This is a genomic window from Kitasatospora sp. NPDC056273, from assembly GCF_042268845.1.
Classification (GTDB): domain Bacteria; phylum Actinomycetota; class Actinomycetes; order Streptomycetales; family Streptomycetaceae; genus Kitasatospora.
The window spans coordinates 52,427-69,074 of sequence record NZ_JBHJSJ010000029.1; the positions used below are offsets into that span (position 1 = coordinate 52,427).

Consider the following 16,648-nt stretch of genomic DNA (forward strand, 5'->3'; position numbering starts at 1 on the left):
CGCCCGCGGCGCGCGGGGCGGGGGCGCCCCGCCCCGCCACCGCCCGGGGGGGGGCGCGCCGCGCGGTGGGGGTGGGGGGGCCCCCCCCCCGCCGCGGGGGGTGCCTGCGCCCCGCCCCCGCCCCCGGGGTCCGTCGTCGAAGGACGGGCCGGGGACCTTGTCTCCGGCCCGTCCACTCTAGTAAAATGTCACACCTCATCAAGGAGCTCATGTGTCCATCACCCAGCACGACAGCACCCGTCCCTGGCGCGGCATCATGGTCGCCACCACGCTTCCGCTGCGCCCGGACCACTCCGTCGACTACGACGCCTACGCCGAGCACGTCCGCTGGCTGATCGACTCCGGCTGCGAGGGCGTCGTCCCCAACGGCTCGCTGGGCGAGTACCAGACGCTCACCGCCGAGGAGCGCGCCAAGGTCGTCGAGGTCGCCATCGAGGCGGCCGGCGACGGCTCCCGGGTGATGCCCGGCGTGGCCGCCTACGGCAGCGCCGAGTCCCGCCGCTGGGCCGAGCAGGCCGCCGAGGCCGGCGCCGGCTCCGTCCTGCTGCTGCCGCCGAACGCCTACCGGGCCGACCACGCCTCGGTGCGCGCCCACTACGCCGAGGTCGCCAAGGCCGGGCTGCCGATCGTGGCGTACAACAACCCGATCGACACCAAGGTCGACCTCGTCCCCACGCTGCTCGCCCAGCTGCACGCCGAGGGCTCGATCGTCGCGGTCAAGGAGTTCAGCGGCGACGTCCGCCGGGCGTACGAGATCGCCGAGCTGGCCCCCGGGCTGGACCTGCTGATCGGCGCCGACGACGTGCTGCTGGAGCTGGCGCTCGCGGGCGCGGTCGGCTGGATCGCCGGCTACCCGAACGCCCTGCCGGCCGCCTCGGTCGCGCTCTACGACGCCGCCGTCTCCAAGGACCTGGAGAACGCGCTGCCGCTGTACAAGTCGCTGCACTCGCTGCTGCGCTGGGACTCCAAGACCGAGTTCGTCCAGGCCATCAAGCTCTCGATGGACATCGCCGGGCGCCCCGGCGGCCCGGTGCGCGCCCCGCGCCTGCCGCTCGTCCCGGAGATCGAGGAGGCCGTCCGCGCGGCCACCGAGAAGGCGCTGGCCGACGGCCTGGTCTGACACCGGCGCGATCCCGGGCCTCCGGGCCGGCTGCGGCGGCAGTCGGCCCGGCCTACCCACCAACCATCCGAACCTGTACGGGAGTTGTGACCCATGCGCAGCCGTCACGTGTTCCACGCCGTCGACTCGCACACCGAGGGCATGCCGACCCGGGTGATCACCGGCGGCTTCGGCGTCATCCCCGGCGCCACCATGGCCGAGCGCCGGGTGCACTTCCAGGAGCACCTGGACCACTTCCGCACCCTGCTGATGTACGAGCCCCGCGGCCACGCCGCGATGAGCGGCGCGATCCTCCAGCCGCCGACCCGGCCGGACGCCGACTTCGGCGTGCTCTACATCGAGGTCTCCGGACTGCTGCCGATGTGCGGGCACGGCACCATCGGGGTCGCCACCGTACTGGTCGAGACCGGGATGGTCCCGGTGGTCGAGCCGGTCACCACCGTACGGCTGGACACCCCGGCCGGACTCGTGGTCGCCGAGGTGAAGGTCGAGGACGGCGCCGCCAAGGCGGTGACCATCCGCAACGTGCCCTCCTACTCCGTCGCCCTGGACCGCAAGGTCGAGGTGCCCGGCTACGGCACGGTGACCTACGACCTCGCGTACGGCGGCAACTACTACGCCATCCTGCCGCTCGCCGAGTTCGGGCTGCCCTTCGAGCGCGAGCGCAAGCAGGAGATCCTGGACGCCGGCCTGGCCATGATGGACGCGATCAACGCGGGCCCGGACCGGCCGGTGCACCCGGAGAACCCGTCCATCCACAGCTGCCACCACGTCCAGCTGCTCGCCCCCGGCTCCACCGCCGAGCACTCCCGGCACGCGATGGCCATCCACCCCGGCTGGTTCGACCGCTCGCCCTGCGGCACCGGCACCTCGGCGCGGATGGCCCAGCTGCACGCGCGCGGCGAACTGCCGCTCGGGCGGGACTTCCGCAACGACTCCTTCATCGGGACCACCTTCACCGGGCGGCTGGTCGAGGAGACCGAGGTGGCCGGGCTGCCCGCGGTGGTGCCCACCGTCACCGGGCGGGCCTGGGTCACCGGCACCGCCCAGTACTTCCTCGACCCGAGCGACCCGTTCCCGGCGGGCTTCCTGCTCTGACCCCTCCTTCCTCCTTCGTCCCCGTACCTCCCCCCGAAGGGCTGCTGGCCGTGACCATCACCTCGTACAACCCCGCCGACCCCGACGACCTCGTGGTCGCCGTCGAGGAGCCCGGCGCCGAGGCCGTGCGGGCCGCCGTCGGGCGGGCCCGGGCGGCGCAGGGCGACTGGCTCGCCGCCGGGGCGGGCGCCCGGTCGGCGGCGCTCGGCCGGATCGCGGACGCCGTGGAGGCGCACGCCCACGAGCTGGCCGCGCTGATCGTGCGCGAGGTCGGCAAGCCGCTGGCCGAGGCGCTCGGCGAGGTCGCCCGCACGGCGGCGATCTGGCGCTACTACGCGCAGGCGCCGTACGCGCCCTCCGGGGCGGTGCACGAGACCGCCGCCGGCCCCGGGCTGCTGCTCACCCGCCGCCGCCCGTACGGGGTCGCCGGGCTGATCGCGCCGTGGAACTTCCCGCTGGCGATCCCGACCTGGAAGGCCGCGCCGGCCCTCGCCGTCGGCAACGCGGTGGTGCTCAAGCCGGCCCCCGAGGCGACGGCCTGCGCGCTGCGGCTGGCGGAGCTGGCCGGGCTGCCCGAGGACGTGTTCACGGTGCTGCCCGGCGGGGCGGAGGAGGGCGCGGCGCTGGTCGACGCCGCGGACGTGGTCTCCTTCACCGGCTCGACCGGCGTCGGCCGGGCCGTGGTGCGGGCCGCGACCGACCGCGGGGTGCCGGTGCAGGCCGAACTCGGCGGGCTGAACGCCGCGCTGGTGCTGCCGGACGCCGACATCGCGCAGGCCGCCGGGCACATCGCCGCGGCCATCGCCGGGTACGCCGGGCAGAAGTGCACCGCCACCAGCCGGGTGATCGCGGTCGGCGCCGCGTACGAGCCGCTGCGCGAGGCGCTGGTCAAGGCGCTGGCGGCGGTCGACGACGCGGTCTGCGGGCCGGTGATCAACGCCGGTGCGCGGGAGCGGCTGACCGGGGCCGTCTCCTCGGCCGTCGAGGCCGGGGCGAGCGTGCTCACCGGCGGCGGGGTGCCCGAGCGGACCGGCTGGTACGTCGAGCCGACCCTGCTCGCCGAGGTGCCGGCCGAACACCCGCTGGCCCGCGAGGAGTTCTTCGGCCCGATCGCGGTGCTGCACGCCGCGGCCGACCTGGACGAGGCCATCGCGCTCGCCAACGACACCCCGCACAGCCTCTCCACCTCGGTGCACACCCGCAGCCTGGACGTGGCGCTGGCCGCCGCCGACCGGCTGGACGCGGGCATGATCCGGGTCAACGCCCCGTCCAGCGGCGTCGACTTCCACCTGCCCTTCGGCGGGGCCAAGGGCGCGAGCCACGGCGACCGCGAACAGGGCCAGGCCGCCCTGGACTTCTACACCGTCAGCCGGACCGTCAGCGTGCTGCCGGGCGGAGGTGCGCTCTGATGTTCGTACGGACGGTCGACTACCACACGGCCGGCGAGCCGTTCCGGATCGTGCTGGACGGCGTGCCCCCGATCCCCGGCGACACCGTCGCCGAGCGCCGGGCCATCGCGCTCGGCGCGGGCGGCAGCGCGACCGCGCCCCGGCCCAGCGCGCTGGACGAGGTCCGGCAGCTGCTCAGCCGGGAACCGCGCGGCCACGCCGGGATGTACGGCGGCTTCCTGGTCCCGCCGGACGACGACGAGGCGCACCTGGGTGTGCTGTTCTGGCACAAGGACGGCTACTCCACCGCCTGCGGACACGGCACCATCGCGCTCGGCGCCTGGGCGGTGGACTCCGGACTGGTGGCCGCCCCCGCGGACGGCGTGGCGCGGGTGCGGATCGACGTGCCGTCCGGCCGGGTCACCGCCCTGGTGCACCGCTCCGGCGGGCGGACCACCGGGGTGACCTTCCGCAACGTGCCCAGCCGGGTCACCGCGCTGAAGCTCCCGGTGGAGACCTCGCGCGGCACCGTGGAGGTCGCCGTGGCGCACTCCGGCGCCTGCTACGCCTCGGTGCCCGCGGCCGCCCTCGGGCTCGCCGTGGAGAAGCAGCAGCTGCCCGAACTCACCGCCGTGGGGCGGGAGATCAGGGCCGCGCTGGCCGGCTCGGAGGCGGTCGCGCACCCGACGGACGCCCGGCTGTCGGGCGTCTACGGGGTCATCCTCCACGACGAACTCCCCCCGGTGGACGGGGTGCTGAACCAGCGCAACGTCACCGTCTTCGCGGACGGCCAGATCGACCGTTCGCCCTGCGGCTCCGGCACCTCCGCCCGGCTCGCGGTGCTCGCCGCCGAGGGGCGGCTGGCCCCGGGCGAGCCGCTGCGGCACGAGTCGATCATCGGGACGGTCTTCAGCGGGCAGGTCCTCCCGGGCGGCGACCCGCAGGGCGAGGGCGTGGTCACCGAGGTCGGCGGGACGGCCTTCCGCACCGGCGAGCACGGCTTCGTGCTGGAGCCGGACGACGACCTGGGAGCGGGGTTCCTGCTGTGACCACCGTGCGTGCGACCGAAGCCGTGAAGCCAACCGAAGTGCCCGGCGCGGCGGTTGTGCCGCTCCAGTACGCCGTGCCGGGCACCGGCGGGGTCGGGCCCGCCGGGGCGGTGGGGGCGATCGAGCGGGTGCTGCTGGACGGGTTCGACCCGGAGGCGGCACCCGCCCGGTCGGCCGTACCGGTGCCCGCCGGCGAACTGCTGATGATGCCGGCCGCCGCCGGGCCGTACGCCGGCGTGAAGATCGCCGGGGTCGCGCCCGCCAACCCGTCGGCCGGACTGCCCCGGATCACCGGCAGCTACCTGCTGCTGGACGGGCCCACCCTCCAGCCGCTCGCCCTGCTGGACGGCGCCGCGCTCACCGCGCTGCGCACGCCCGCCGTCACCGCGGCCGCGCTGCGGCGGCTGGCCGTGCCGGAGGCCGAGCACCTGGTGCTGTTCGGCTCCGGACCGCAGGCGTACGGGCACCTGGACGCCCTGCTCGCCGTCCGGCCGCTGCGCCGGCTCACCGTGGTGGCGCGCAACGCCGAACGGGCCGGGGCGCTGGCCGATTACGGGCGGAAGCTCGGGCTGGCGGCCGAGGTCGGCGACCCGCGCGCGGTCCGCGAGGCGGACCTGGTGGTCTGCTGCACCACCGCGCGCACCCCGCTGTTCGACGGCGCCCTGGTGCCCGCCCACGCGGCGGTGGCGGCGGTCGGCTCGCACGAGCCGGACGCCCGGGAGGTGGACGAACTGCTCGTCCAGCGCGCCGAGTTGTACGTCGAGGCACGTACCGTCGCGGAGCGCGAGGCCGGGGACCTGCTGATGGCGGGCGTGGCCGGGCGGCAGCTGTGGAACCTCGCCGAACTGGTGCGCGGCGACGCGCTGGTGCCCGACGGGCGGCCGCGGTTCTTCAAGAGCGTCGGGATGGCCTGGCAGGACCTGGCCGTCGCGGCGGAGGTGTACCGGGCCGCGTCCTAGGGCGTGTCTTCAAACTCGCGTCTGCGGGGCGACGCCGGGGCACGCACCTCGCCGCGTTGTCGTCGGTCGCCAATGCTCCGCAGTGGCTCCCTCCTCCGCCTTGCGATGCACGCACCCCAACGCCGCCCCGCCCGCCCTCCGGGCGGACGACGGGAGTTTGAAGACACGCCCTAGCGGTTCAGTCGCCCAGGAAGACGAGCCAACTGCCCGGGGTGGCGGCGCAGTTGGCGAGCAGGTTGCGCAGTTCGCGGACGGCCGCCCGCTGCTCCCCGGTGGTGCAGCGGGCGAGCAGGGCGGTGGCCTCCTCGAAGGCGGCGCCGGCGTCCTGCTCGTTGAACGGGGTGTCCCCGTACGGGTCGATCCGGCCGAGCCGGTGGCGGGTCGGATCGGTGTGCCGGGCCAGGGCGGAGGTGAGGGCCTCGCCGGGGCTCGACAGGTGCAGCAACCTGGCGCTGGTGCGGCGGCCGCCGTTCGGGCGGCCGCCGTACAGCGCGATGTCGATCGACACGGCGTTACTCCTGGTGGTGGTCGGGAGTTGTGGAGCCGGAGCCGGTGCAGCGGGATGGGATCCCCCGCTGCACCGGCTCCTCACGTTTTCCGGACGTTTTCCGGCAGGCTCCCGGGCTGGCTGGCGGGCGGTCCGGTTCCGCGCGTCAGGCCCGGTCGTCGGCGTAGGCGGTGAGCAGGCGGGCCAGGTGCTTGCCGGTGACCAGCAGCGGCTCCTCGCTGCGGGCGACCTGGGCGGCGAGCTCGGCGCCCTCCAGGGTGCTGATCACGGTGCCGGCCAGCTCGCGGGCGTCCTGCTCGCCGATGCCGGCGGCGAGCAGCCGTTCCGTCACGACGGCCCGCCAGTGGGCGAAGGCCTCGGCCACCGCCTCCTCGATCACCGGCACCCGGCCGATCGTCTCCAGGGCGGTGCTGGTGATCGGGCAGCCGTCCTGCCAGTCGGACGCGCGCAGTTCGGTGGCGAGCAGCCGGGTGCAGGCGGTCATCGCCTCGCCCAGGTCCGGTGAGGAGCCGAGCCCGGCGTGCAGCATGACGGCGAACTCCTCGTCCCCGTGCCGGATCGCCTCGGCGGCCAACTCCTGCTTGCCGCCCGGGAAGAAGTGGTAGACGGAGCCGAGGGTGGCCTCGGCCTCGCGGGAGATCTGCTTGATCCCGGTGCCCTCGTACCCCTGGCGCTGCAGCAGCCGGGAGGTGGCCCGGACGATCCGCTCCCGGGTGCCGGGCTTCGCTTCGGCCTGCGCGCCGTCCTTCGGTGCGGCCTTCGCCGGGGCCTTCACCGGGGCCTTCGCCGCGACCCTCGCGGCGGCCTTCGGGTCGGCCTGCGCGGGGGTCTTCTCGGGCGTCTTCACGGCGTGATCCTAGCCGAGATTCTGAGTAGAGCGTTCGTTCCAGTCCTGTGCTAGCGTCGGCTCCGGCGCTCTGGATAGAGCGTTCGTTCTAGGCATTCGTCCAGTGGAGGGGAACACGCATGTCCGTGGAGCAGCAGGCGAAGCGATCCGTGACGGTGATCGGGCTCGGCCCGATGGGGCAGGCCATGGCCCGGGCGTTCCTGTACGCCGGGTACGCCGTCACGGTGTGGAACCGCACGGCCGCACGGGCCGACGAACTCGTCGCCCGGGGCGCGCAGGCGGCGCCCAGCGCGGAGGCGGCGGTGGCGGCGAACGAACTGGTGGTGCTCAGCCTCACCGACTACGACGCCGTGTTCACCGTGCTGGAGTCGGTCGAGCCGGCGCTGAAGGGGAAGGTGGTCGCGAACCTCAGCTCGGACACCCCCGGGCGGGCCCGCGAGGCCGCCCGCTGGCTGGCCGAGCGCGGCGCCGGACACCTGACCGGCGGGGTGCAGGTGCCGCCGTCGGGCATCGGCAGCCCCGAGTCGTCCACCTTCTACAGCGGCCCGGTCGAGCTGTTCCGGCGGCACCGGGCCACCCTGGAGGTGCTCACCGCGGCCGACTACCGGGGCGACGACCCCGGGCTGGCCCAGCTGTACTACCAGATCCAGATGGACCTGTTCTGGTCCTCGATGGTCGGCTACCTGCACGCCACGGCGGTCGCCGAGGCCAACGGCATCACCGCCGAGGAGTTCCTGCCGTACGCCCTGCCCACCGCCGCGCTGCTGCCGCGGATGATCGAGTTCTACGCGCCGCGGATCACCGCCGGGGACCACCGCGGGGACGTCGACCGGCTGACGATGGCACTCGCGAGCATCGAGCACGTCCAGCACACCGCGGAGGACTCCGGGGTGGACGGCGCCCTGCCGGCCCTCCTCGCGGAGGCGGTCCGGCGGGGTGTGGCGGACGGGGACGGCGCGGCCAGCCTGAGCACCCTGGTGGGGCGGTTCCGCCGGGCGTAGCCCTCCGCAGGGGCCTCCGGGCGGACCTCCGTGCGGATCTTCGTACGGACCTCCCGGGCGGACCGGAAGATCGTGTGCCGTCGGCCGTTGTCACGGCCGACGGCCGCTGTCACCATGGCGTTCGGCAGGAAGAGGGGCCGGTGCGGCGGGTCGGTGACGGGTGTTCGAATCACTGGCTGTTGCGCACGCAACGTAACGTGACATTGTACGCTGGTGTTCTGCACCCACCCGGAGGAACACCATGGCCGACCTCAAGTCCCGCACCCTGATCTCCGTACAGGAGCGGCTTCGCGACCAGGTCGCGCACGCACTCCGGGCAGCCCTGATCTCCGGCGAACTGCGCCCCGGCGTCGTCTACTCCGCCCCCGCGCTCGCCGCCGACTTCGGCGTCTCCGCGACGCCCGTCCGCGAGGCCATGCTCGACCTCGCCCGCGAGGGCCTGGTCGAAGCCGTCCGCAACAAGGGCTTCCGGGTCACCGAGTTGACCGACCGCGACCTCGACGACTTCACCGAGATCCGCGCCCTGATCGAGGTCCCGACCGTCGGCCGGGTGGCGCGCACCGCCACCAAGGAGCAGCTGGAGCGGCTGCGCCCGCAGGCCGAGGCGATCGTCGCGGCGGCCCGCAAGCACGACCTGATCGGCTACCTGGAGGCCGACCGCCAGTTCCACCTCGACCTGCTGGGCCTGGCCGGCAACTCGCGGCTGGTCGAGGTCGTCGGCGACCTGCGCAAGCGCTCGCGGCTCTACGGCCTCAACCGGCTCGACGAGCGCGGCGAGCTGGTCTCCTCGGCGGAGGAGCACCTGGAGCTGCTCGACCTGCTGCTCGCCGGCGACGCGGCCGGGGCCGAGGCCTGCATGACCCGCCACCTCAGCCACGTCCGCTCCCTCTGGGCCGGCGAGGAGAAGCCCGCCGAACCGGAGCCCTCGGCGCTGCGCCTGCGGTCCCGCTAGGGGACTCGGCAGGAGTCAAACCGCCCGTTCGGGTGAAGAGTCCGGGTATGGACGGCGGCTTGGGGCCGACGGGCGGAGGATTCGCCTGTGCGGAACAGGGTGCTCGACATGGCAGAGGTCCTCTTCGATCGGTTTCCCGGGCACCGGGTCGAGGTGCTCGGCGGTGAGGTGGCCGTCGAGCCGCTGCCCGACGGGCGCCACGGCGAGATCCTCTCCGACGTGATGAAGGCCTGCTTCGAGGCCGGGCTGGAAGGCGGGGACACGGAAGTCCTCCAGCGGCTCGCGATCTGGCTGCCGACCGGGCCGGACGACTTCGCGATGCCGGATCTGTCGATCGTCGAGGCGGTGAGCGACGACCGGATGGTCACGTACAACTGCTACGACCCGAAGATCTTCCGCCTCGTCCTCGAAGTGACATCGGCGGCGTTGTGCAGTGACGTCACCAGGAAGCCCGCCGCCTACGCGCTGGCCGGGGTGCCGACCTACGTGGTCGTGGACCGGGTCGAGCAGCAGGTGCTGGTGCTGACCGATCCCGTGCGGGGCGAGTACCGGGAGCGGGTCGTACGCCGTCCCGGGCAGGTGGTCGGGTTGCCCGGGACGGCGGTGACGCTGCCGGTGTCGGAGCTGGTCGCCTAGACCGCCGCCGGGAGGGTCAGCCGTCCGTCGTGGACCTCGGCGATCTGGTCGACGGCCGTCAGGTGGGTGCGGTCGTGGGTGACCAGGACGGTGGCGGTGGCCCGGCGGTGGGTGAGGTCGGTGATCAGGTCGAGGACGGCGGCGCCGCGTTCGTGGTCGAGGGCGCTGGTGGGTTCGTCGACCAGCAGGACGGTGGGGTCGTTCATCAGCGCGCGGGCGATGTTGACCCGCTGGCGCTGCCCGCCGGAGAGCTGGTGCGGCCGGCGGGCGGCCTGGTCGCGCAGGCCGACGGCGTCGAGGAGTTCCAGGGCGCGGGGGAGCGCGCCGCGCGGGGGGCGGCCGTCGAGGTGGGCCATCACCTGCAACTGCTCCACCGCGGTGAGCGAGGGCAGCAGGTTGGCCTGCTGGAAGACGATGCCGATCCTGGTGCGGCGCAGCGCGGTGAGGTCGGCCCGGCTGAGGCCCGCGGTGTCGGTGCCGTCGACGACGACCTGCCCGGAGTCCGGGGTGATCAGGGTGGCGGCGACCGCGAGCAGGCTGGACTTGCCGGAGCCGGAGGGGCCGACGACGGCGGTGAGCGTGCCCTTGGGGACGGTCAGCGAGACCTCGTCGAGTGCCGTGAGCCGGCCGTCGCCGTCAGGGTAGGTGAGGGTGATGCGGTCGAGGACGAGACTCATCGGGCGCTCCCGAGGGCGGTCAGCGGGTCGACGGAGGTGATCCGGCGGATGGACAGGGCCGCGCCGATCGCGCCGAGGGCGATCATGACGGCGGCGGGCAGCAGGACGGTCGGGGCGTCCAGGACGAAGGGGACGGCGGAGCCGATCAGCGCGCCGAAGCCGGACGCGATCGCGGTGCCGACGACCGTGCCGAGCAGCAGCAGGAGGACGGCCTGGCCGAGGGCGTCGCGCAGCAGGTAGCGGGTGGAGGCGCCGAGGGCCTTGAGGACGGCGATGTCGCCGCTGCGCTGGATCGTCCAGACGGTGAAGAACGCGCCGATCACCAGGGCCGAGATGGCGAACAGGAAGCCGCGCATCAGCTGGAGGGAGCCGTTCTCGGAGGTGTAGGAGCCGATCGCGGCGAGGGCGTCGTCGCGGGTGCGGGTCTCGGTGCCGTGGCGGGCGTCGGCGGCGGCCAGGTCGGCGCCCTTGGCGGTGTCGAGCGCGATGACGGTGGCGTGGCCGGCGCCGCCGGGGGCGGCCTGCTGCCAGTCGCCGAGGCTGGTCCAGATCACCGGGGTGTGGCTGTACGCGGCGTCGCCCTCGACGGCGGCGACCCGCAGCGGGTGGCCGGCCAGGGTGAAGTCGGCGCCGGGGGCGAGGCCGCCCAGGTTCTCGGCGGCGGTCCTGGACAGTACGGCCTGGCCGGGGGCGATCCGGCTGCCCTGCGGGGCGAGTGCGGAGCCGTCCGGGACGCCGAAGGCGGACAGCGCGGCGGTGCGCTGCCCGGCGGCGGCCTTGGTGGTGGTGATGCCGATCGGCTGGGCGGAGGTGACGCCGGGCTCGCGGGCCCAGGCCTGCCACTGGTCGGGGGTGACCTGGGAGTCGGTGAAGGAGAGCTTCTGCCCGTCGGCCGGCTTGCCGAAGACCAGGTGGTCGGCGGGCAGGCCGGTGATCGCGGAGATGTTCTGCCGGCCGAGCCCGGCGGTCAGCCCGGACAACAGGCCGACCAGCACGGTGATCAGCACGATGACGGTTCCCATCAGGGCGAACCGCCCCTTGGCGAACCTCAGGTCCCTCCAGGCGACGAACACGACGGGGCCTTCCTCTGGGCAGGTGGTTTCGACACTTCCACCGTCCTGGACGGAAGGGGGCCGGGGCATCGCGCCGGGGATTGCATCCTGGGCATCAAAGGGGAGAGCCCGAGTTCAACCTTTTGATTGATGCCGGGTGCCGGGCTAGGAACTTAGGCTGGACGGATGGCGACCGAACGATCCAGAACCACCCCCGTCGCCCGCGTCCTCCAGGTCTGCCTGCACCTGCTCGTGGCGGGCCTGCTCGCGCTCGCCGTCGCCCGGGCCGTCCTCGTCGACCGGGGCGGCGATCCGGCCGCCGTCGCCGCCGCGGCCACCGCGATGGCCGCCGTCTACACCGTCGGGCCGCAGCTGGCCGCCGTGCGCCGCTCCCGGCGGGCGGCCGCGCTCTGGCTGGCGCTGCTCGGCGTCACCTGGGCGGGCGTGCTGATCACCACCCAGGACGGCGTCTGGCTGGCCTTCCCGCTGTACTTCCTGGAGCTGCACCTGCTGGGGCGGCGCGGCGGGCTCGTCGCCGTCGGGCTGACCGCCGCCGCGTCGATCGCCGCGTGGTCCTGGCACCAGCACAGCTTCAGCTTCGCGGCCTCGATCGGGCCCGCGCTCGGCGCGGCCGTCGCCACCGCCACCGTGCTCGGCTACCAGGCGCTGTACCGGGAGAGCGAGGAGCGCCGCCGGCTGATCGACGAGCTGACCGCCGCCCGCGCCGACGCCGCCGCCGCCCACCACGCCGCCGGGGTGCTGGCCGAGCGGGAGCGGCTCGCCCGGGAGATCCACGACACCCTCGCACAGGGCCTCAGCTCCATCCAGCTGCTGCTGCGGGCCGCCCAGCGGGCCCTGCCGGAGCGCACCGAGACCGCCGCCGGGTACGTCGAGCAGGCGCGGCAGGCCGCCCAGGACAACCTGGACGAGGCCCGCCGGTTCGTCCGGGCGCTCACCCCGCCCGCGTTGGACGGCGACCCGCTGCCGGTCGCGCTGGAGCGGCTGTGCGCGACGACGACGGCGCAGAGCGGCCTGCCGGTGAAGCTGCACGTCTCCGGCGCCCCGGTCCGGCTGCCGGCCGCGGAGGAGGTCGCGCTGCTGCGGATCGCGCAGTCGGCGCTCGGCAACACCGTCCGGCACGCGGGGGCCGCGCGGGCCGAGGTGACACTCAGCTACATGGAGGGTGAGGTGGCACTGGACGTGTACGACGACGGGGCCGGGTTCGACCCGGCGGCGGTCGCCGGACGCACCGGCGGGGACGGCGGCTTCGGGCTGCCGTCGATGCGGGCCAGGGCGCGGGCGCTCGGCGGCGGCTTCACGGTGGAGTCGGCGCCCGGGCAGGGCACGACGGTGGCGGTGCAGCTGCCGGTCACCCCGGAGGCCGGCCAGTGATCCGGCTGCTCATCGCCGACGACCACCCGGTGGTGCGGGCCGGGCTGCGGGCCGTGCTGGAGTGCGAACCGGACTTCGCCATCGTGGCGGAGGCGGCCACCGCCGAGCGGGCCGTCGAACTGGCGGCCGAGCCGGGCGTGGACGTGGTGCTGATGGACCTCCAGTTCGGACCGGGATCGGCCATGAACGGGGCGCAGGCCACCGCGGCGATCACCGCCCGCGCGGGCGCGCCGCGGGTCCTGGTGGTCACCACGTACGACACCGACGCGGACACCCTGCCCGCCCTGGAGGCGGGCGCCACCGGCTACCTGCTGAAGGACGCGCCGCCAGAGGAGCTGGCCCAGGCCGTCCGGGCCGCCGCGGCGGGGCGCAGCGCGCTGGCGCCCAGCGTGGCGGACCGGCTGCTGGAGCGGATGCGGACGCCCGCGGCGGCGCTCAGCGCCCGGGAGACCGAGGTGCTGGGGCTGGTCGCGGACGGGCTGACCAACCAGCAGGTCAGTCAGCGGCTGCACCTGAGCCAGGCCACGGTGAAGTCCCATCTGGTGCACATCTACACCAAGTTGGGCGTGGACTCGCGCACGGCGGCGGTGCGCGAGGCACGGCGGCTGGGGCTGATCCGCTGAGCGTAGGGTGGGGGTGTTCCGTGCCCGTGGCAGTGTGAGGAGCGCCTGATGACCGTCCGTCTCGACGAGCTCGCCGTACCGGTGATCGCCGCCCCGATGGCGGGCGGGCCCTCGACGCCCGAACTGGCGGCGGCGGTGAACCGGGCCGGCGGGCTCGGGTTCCTGGCCGGCGCCCTCAAGACCGCCCAGGCGATGGCCGAGCAGATCGCGGCGGTACGGAAGTCGACCGACCGGCCGTACGGGGTGAACCTCTTCGTGCCGGGCACGCCCGGGGACGCGGCGGCCGTCGCGGCGTACCGGGAGCGGCTGCGCCCCGAGGCCGAGCAGTGGGGCGTGACCCTGCCGGAGGAGATCGGGCCGGACCGCGACGACTGGGAGGCCAAGCTCGCCCTCCTGCTCGCCGACCCGGTGCCGGTGCTCTCGTACACCTTCGGGCTGCCCACAGCCGAGGAGGCGGCGGCGGTGCGGGCGGTCGGCACGACCCAGGTCGCCACCGTCACCACGCCCGAGGAGGCGCGGGCGGCGCAGGCCCTCGGGATGGACGCGCTGTGCGTGCAGGGCCCGGAGGCGGGCGGCCACCGGGGCACCCACCGGGTGACGGACCGGCCCGGGGAGCTGCCGCTGCTCGAACTGCTGCCCGCCGTACGGGAGGTGACGGCGCTGCCACTGATCGCCGCGGGCGGGCTCGGCGACGGCGCGGCCGTCGCGGCGGCACTGCGGGCGGGGGCGGTGGCGGTGCAGCTGGGCACGGCGCTGCTGCGTTCGGACGAGTCCGGCGCCTCGGCCGCCCACCGGGCGGCGCTCGTCGAACTCCCGGAGACGGCCGTCACCCGCGCCTTCACCGGCCGCCCGGCCCGCGGCCTGCGCAACGGCTTCATCGACCGCCACGGCCCGTACGCCCCGCCCGCCTACCCCGAGGTCCACCACCTCACCGCCCCCCTCCGCGCCGCCGCCGCCCGCCGCGGCGACACCGACGCCATGCACCTCTGGGCCGGCACCGCCCACCACCTGGCCCGCACCGGCCCGGCGGAGACGATCGTCGCCGACCTGTGGCAGGCGGCGCGGGGGTAGCGAGCCGGGGGCGCGCAGGACCCGGCGTGTTGTCCCCCGCAGGGGTGGATTGAGCGGGAAAGCGCGCGGTAACGTATAAGGAACAACTTAATTTGGGTCCATGTGGGAGATCACACTCATCGGTCCGGTGAACGACTGGTTCCTGGACATCGCTGTTAAGGACCCGGATACGGCCGACCAGATCGCCGACGCGATCGAATTGCTCGCCAGAAGGGGGCCGCTGCTCGGGCGCCCGCTGGTGGATCGGATTCATGGCAGCACGTTGCACAACCTGAAGGAGCTCCGGCCCGGCTCGGCGGGGCGCTCCGAGGTTCGAATGCTCTTCGTCTTCGATGTCGAACGGGAGGCCGTCATCCTGGTCGCCGGCGACAAGAACGGGGAGTGGTCCCGGTGGTACGACATCAACATCCCGCTGGCGGAGGCTCGCTATGAGCAGTACGTCGAGGAGAAGGACAAGGGAGCGTGAGCATGAAGGGTCGTAGCTGGACCGAGGTGTGGGCCGAGGCGCAGCGGATCAACCCCTGGCTGGCCTCGCCGGAGGCGGAGGCCGACCGGGCTCGGATCCGAAAGGAGAACCTGGCCCGGATCCGCGGCTACGAGCTGGCCGAGATGCGGAAGTCGGCCAACCTCACCCAGAAGGAGGTGGCGGCGCTGATGGGAGTGAGTCAGGCGCGGGTGTCCCAGATCGAGCACGGGCAGGTGGACAGCCTGGACAACCTGCGGGCGTATTCGGCGGCGATCGGCGGCGAGGTCGAGGTGATGATTCGGCGGGGGGAGCGGACGATCAAGGTGGCTTGACCGTCCGCTCCTGGCGGCCTCCTCAGGACAGCAGGGTCGCCATCCAGGACTCGACGTCGGTGGCGGTCCTCGGGAGGGCGCCGGACATCAGGTGGGCGCCGTCGGGGGTGATGACGAGGTCGTCCTCGATGCGGATGCCGAGGCCGCGGAGTTCGGCGGGGAGGGTCTCGTCGTCGGGCTGGAGGTAGAGGCCGGGTTCGACGGTGAGGACCATGCCCTCCTCCAGGGTGGCGTCGAGGTAGCGGTCGGCGCGGGACTTGGCGCAGTCGTGGTAGTCGAGGCCGAGCATGTGGCCGCTGCCGCAGAGGGTGTAGCGGCGGTAGAGGCCGTTGTCCTCGGCGAGGGCCTCTTCGGCGGAGACGGGCAGGACGCCCCAGTCGGCGAGGCCTTCGGCGATGACCCGCATGGCGGCGCGGTGGAAGTCGCGGAACCGCGCGCCCGGGCGGAGGGTGGCGATGCCGGCGCTCTGGGCGGCGAGGACGAGGTCGTAGGCCTGGCGCTGGATCGGGGTGAAGGTGCCGCTGAGCGGCAGGGTGCGGGTGATGTCGGCGGCGTAGAGGGTGTCGGTCTCGACGCCGGCGTCCAGCAGGAGGAGGGAGTTCGGGTCGAGGGCGCCGTCGTTGCGGATCCAGTGCAGGACGCAGGCGTGGGCGCCGGAGGCGGCGATGGTGGTGTAGGAGGTGCCGTTGCCCTCGGCGCGGGCGCGCAGGTCGAAGACGCCCTCGATCCAGCGTTCGCCGCGGTGGTGGCGCAGTGCGGTGGGCAGGGCGCGGACGACGTCCTCGAAGCCGGTGGTGGTGTGGTCGACGGCCAGTTGCAGCTGTCCGATCTCCCATTCGTCCTTGACCAGGCGCAACTCGGAGAGGACGGCGGCGAGTTCGCCGTCCCGCCGGCCGTCGGCGGGCCGTCCGGTGGCCTCGTCGACGAGCGGGTCGGTGCCGGCCAGGACCCGGGTGGGGGGCTGGGGGCCGGTGAGCAGTTTGCCGAGGTCGTCGAGGTGTTCGGTGCGTACGCCGGTGAGTCGGGCGGCTTCGGCGAGGTCGGGCCGGGAGCCGACCCAGAACTCGCCGTAGCGGCGGTCGCGGTAGAACTCGCCGCCGTCGCGCGGTGAGCGCGGGCGCAGGTAGAGGACGGGCTCGTGGCCTTCGGGGCCGGCCGGTTCGAGGACGAGGACGTGGTCGGCCTGGTCCTCGCCGGTGAGGCCGGTGAGCCAGACGTACGCGCTGTGCGGGCGGAAGCGGTAGTCGAGGTCGTTGCAGCGGACCTTGAGCCGGCCGGCCGGGACGATCAGCCGTTCGCCGGGGAAGGCGGCGGAGAGCCGGGCGCGGCGGCCGGGGAAGCGGTCGTGGCCGGGGACGCGCCGGTCGGCGGGGAGCGGGGTGGCGGCCCAGCTGGTGGCCATGAAGGAGGCGAGGGCGGGGGAGACCGGGAGGTCGTGGCTCCCGGTGTTGAGGCCGGTCGGGGGAAGGGTCACCGG

Annotated in this window: 18 protein-coding genes; 13 read left to right on the forward strand and 5 right to left on the reverse strand. The window is 74.3% G+C overall.

Translation table 11 applies throughout. The features are described from left to right. Positions 1–256 precede the first annotated feature (256 nt). The 5 genes from ACFCY1_RS24420 (at position 257) to ACFCY1_RS24440 (ending at position 5,614) form a co-directional block, all read left to right on the forward strand. The gene (locus tag ACFCY1_RS24420; RefSeq protein ID WP_369808372.1) at positions 257–1,120 is read left to right on the forward strand and encodes a dihydrodipicolinate synthase family protein; all 864 of its coding nucleotides are present in this window, start codon (positions 257–259) and stop codon (positions 1,118–1,120) included. A gap of 93 nt (positions 1,121–1,213) precedes the next feature. Further along, positions 1,214–2,218, forward strand: a complete 1,005-nt coding sequence (locus tag ACFCY1_RS24425) for a proline racemase family protein (protein WP_049660310.1) — start codon at positions 1,214–1,216, stop codon at positions 2,216–2,218. 50 nt (positions 2,219–2,268) lie between these two features. Further along, entirely contained in the window at positions 2,269–3,627 is a 1,359-nt protein-coding gene (locus ACFCY1_RS24430; RefSeq protein ID WP_375876043.1) for an aldehyde dehydrogenase family protein, read from the forward strand. Continuing rightward, positions 3,627–4,655, forward strand: coding sequence for a proline racemase family protein (locus ACFCY1_RS24435; protein WP_375876044.1), 1,029 nt, complete (start codon positions 3,627–3,629; stop codon positions 4,653–4,655). The genes ACFCY1_RS24430 and ACFCY1_RS24435 overlap by 1 nt, the downstream gene beginning before the upstream one ends. Before the next feature lie 23 nt (positions 4,656–4,678). Continuing rightward, entirely contained in the window at positions 4,679–5,614 is a 936-nt protein-coding gene (locus tag ACFCY1_RS24440; protein ID WP_338016276.1) for an ornithine cyclodeaminase family protein, read from the forward strand. A gap of 178 nt (positions 5,615–5,792) precedes the next feature. Here the strand turns inward: ACFCY1_RS24440 and ACFCY1_RS24445 are convergent, their stop codons facing one another. Next, the gene (locus ACFCY1_RS24445; RefSeq protein WP_375876045.1) at positions 5,793–6,122 is read right to left on the reverse strand and encodes a hypothetical protein; all 330 of its coding nucleotides are present in this window, start codon (positions 6,120–6,122) and stop codon (positions 5,793–5,795) included. Between the two features lie 145 nt (positions 6,123–6,267). Continuing rightward, positions 6,268–6,897 (reverse strand): TetR/AcrR family transcriptional regulator, encoded by a 630-nt coding sequence (locus ACFCY1_RS24450; RefSeq protein ID WP_375876070.1) that lies wholly within the window; start codon positions 6,895–6,897, stop codon positions 6,268–6,270. Between the two features lie 191 nt (positions 6,898–7,088). On the opposite strand from ACFCY1_RS24450, the gene ACFCY1_RS24455 reads away from it, so the two are divergent. The 3 genes from ACFCY1_RS24455 to ACFCY1_RS24465 all read left to right on the forward strand — a co-directional run bounded on the left by ACFCY1_RS24455 (position 7,089) and on the right by ACFCY1_RS24465 (position 9,558). Beyond that, a complete protein-coding gene (locus tag ACFCY1_RS24455) occupies positions 7,089–7,970 on the forward strand; it encodes an NAD(P)-dependent oxidoreductase (protein WP_375876046.1) in 882 nt (293 codons plus the stop codon). Between the two features lie 241 nt (positions 7,971–8,211). After that, positions 8,212–8,922, forward strand: coding sequence for a GntR family transcriptional regulator (locus tag ACFCY1_RS24460; protein WP_117487207.1), 711 nt, complete (start codon positions 8,212–8,214; stop codon positions 8,920–8,922). A 108-nt stretch (positions 8,923–9,030) separates the two neighbouring features. After that, a complete protein-coding gene (locus tag ACFCY1_RS24465) occupies positions 9,031–9,558 on the forward strand; it encodes a Uma2 family endonuclease (RefSeq protein ID WP_375876047.1) in 528 nt (175 codons plus the stop codon). Here ACFCY1_RS24465 and ACFCY1_RS24470 read toward each other — a convergent pair. Together ACFCY1_RS24470 and ACFCY1_RS24475 are read right to left on the reverse strand one after the other, a co-directional pair. After that, entirely contained in the window at positions 9,555–10,235 is a 681-nt protein-coding gene (locus ACFCY1_RS24470) for an ABC transporter ATP-binding protein (RefSeq protein WP_117487205.1), read from the reverse strand. The two genes, ACFCY1_RS24465 and ACFCY1_RS24470, sit on opposite strands and share 4 nt — an antisense overlap. Beyond that, a complete protein-coding gene (locus ACFCY1_RS24475) occupies positions 10,232–11,308 on the reverse strand; it encodes an FtsX-like permease family protein (RefSeq protein WP_117487204.1) in 1,077 nt (358 codons plus the stop codon). The genes ACFCY1_RS24470 and ACFCY1_RS24475 overlap by 4 nt, the downstream gene beginning before the upstream one ends. 165 nt (positions 11,309–11,473) lie before the next feature. On the opposite strand from ACFCY1_RS24475, the gene ACFCY1_RS24480 reads away from it, so the two are divergent. From ACFCY1_RS24480 to ACFCY1_RS24500, 5 genes are all read left to right on the forward strand, one after another. Then, positions 11,474–12,679, forward strand: coding sequence for a sensor histidine kinase (locus ACFCY1_RS24480; RefSeq protein WP_049656461.1), 1,206 nt, complete (start codon positions 11,474–11,476; stop codon positions 12,677–12,679). After that, positions 12,676–13,302, forward strand: coding sequence for a response regulator transcription factor (locus tag ACFCY1_RS24485; RefSeq protein WP_049656462.1), 627 nt, complete (start codon positions 12,676–12,678; stop codon positions 13,300–13,302). The genes ACFCY1_RS24480 and ACFCY1_RS24485 overlap by 4 nt, the downstream gene beginning before the upstream one ends. A gap of 48 nt (positions 13,303–13,350) precedes the next feature. Further along, positions 13,351–14,373, forward strand: a complete 1,023-nt coding sequence (locus tag ACFCY1_RS24490) for a nitronate monooxygenase (protein WP_375876048.1) — start codon at positions 13,351–13,353, stop codon at positions 14,371–14,373. 100 nt (positions 14,374–14,473) lie between these two features. Beyond that, positions 14,474–14,839, forward strand: a complete 366-nt coding sequence (locus ACFCY1_RS24495) for a type II toxin-antitoxin system RelE/ParE family toxin (protein ID WP_117487202.1) — start codon at positions 14,474–14,476, stop codon at positions 14,837–14,839. Positions 14,840–14,841: 2 nt separating this feature from the next. Further along, a complete protein-coding gene (locus ACFCY1_RS24500; RefSeq protein WP_117487201.1) occupies positions 14,842–15,171 on the forward strand; it encodes an XRE family transcriptional regulator in 330 nt (109 codons plus the stop codon). Between the two features lie 22 nt (positions 15,172–15,193). Here ACFCY1_RS24500 and ACFCY1_RS24505 read toward each other — a convergent pair whose 3' ends face one another. Then, positions 15,194–16,645: an aminopeptidase P family protein gene (locus ACFCY1_RS24505; RefSeq protein WP_375876049.1), complete on the reverse strand. Its 1,452-nt coding sequence runs from the start codon at positions 16,643–16,645 to the stop codon at positions 15,194–15,196. Positions 16,646–16,648: the final 3 nt, after the last annotated feature.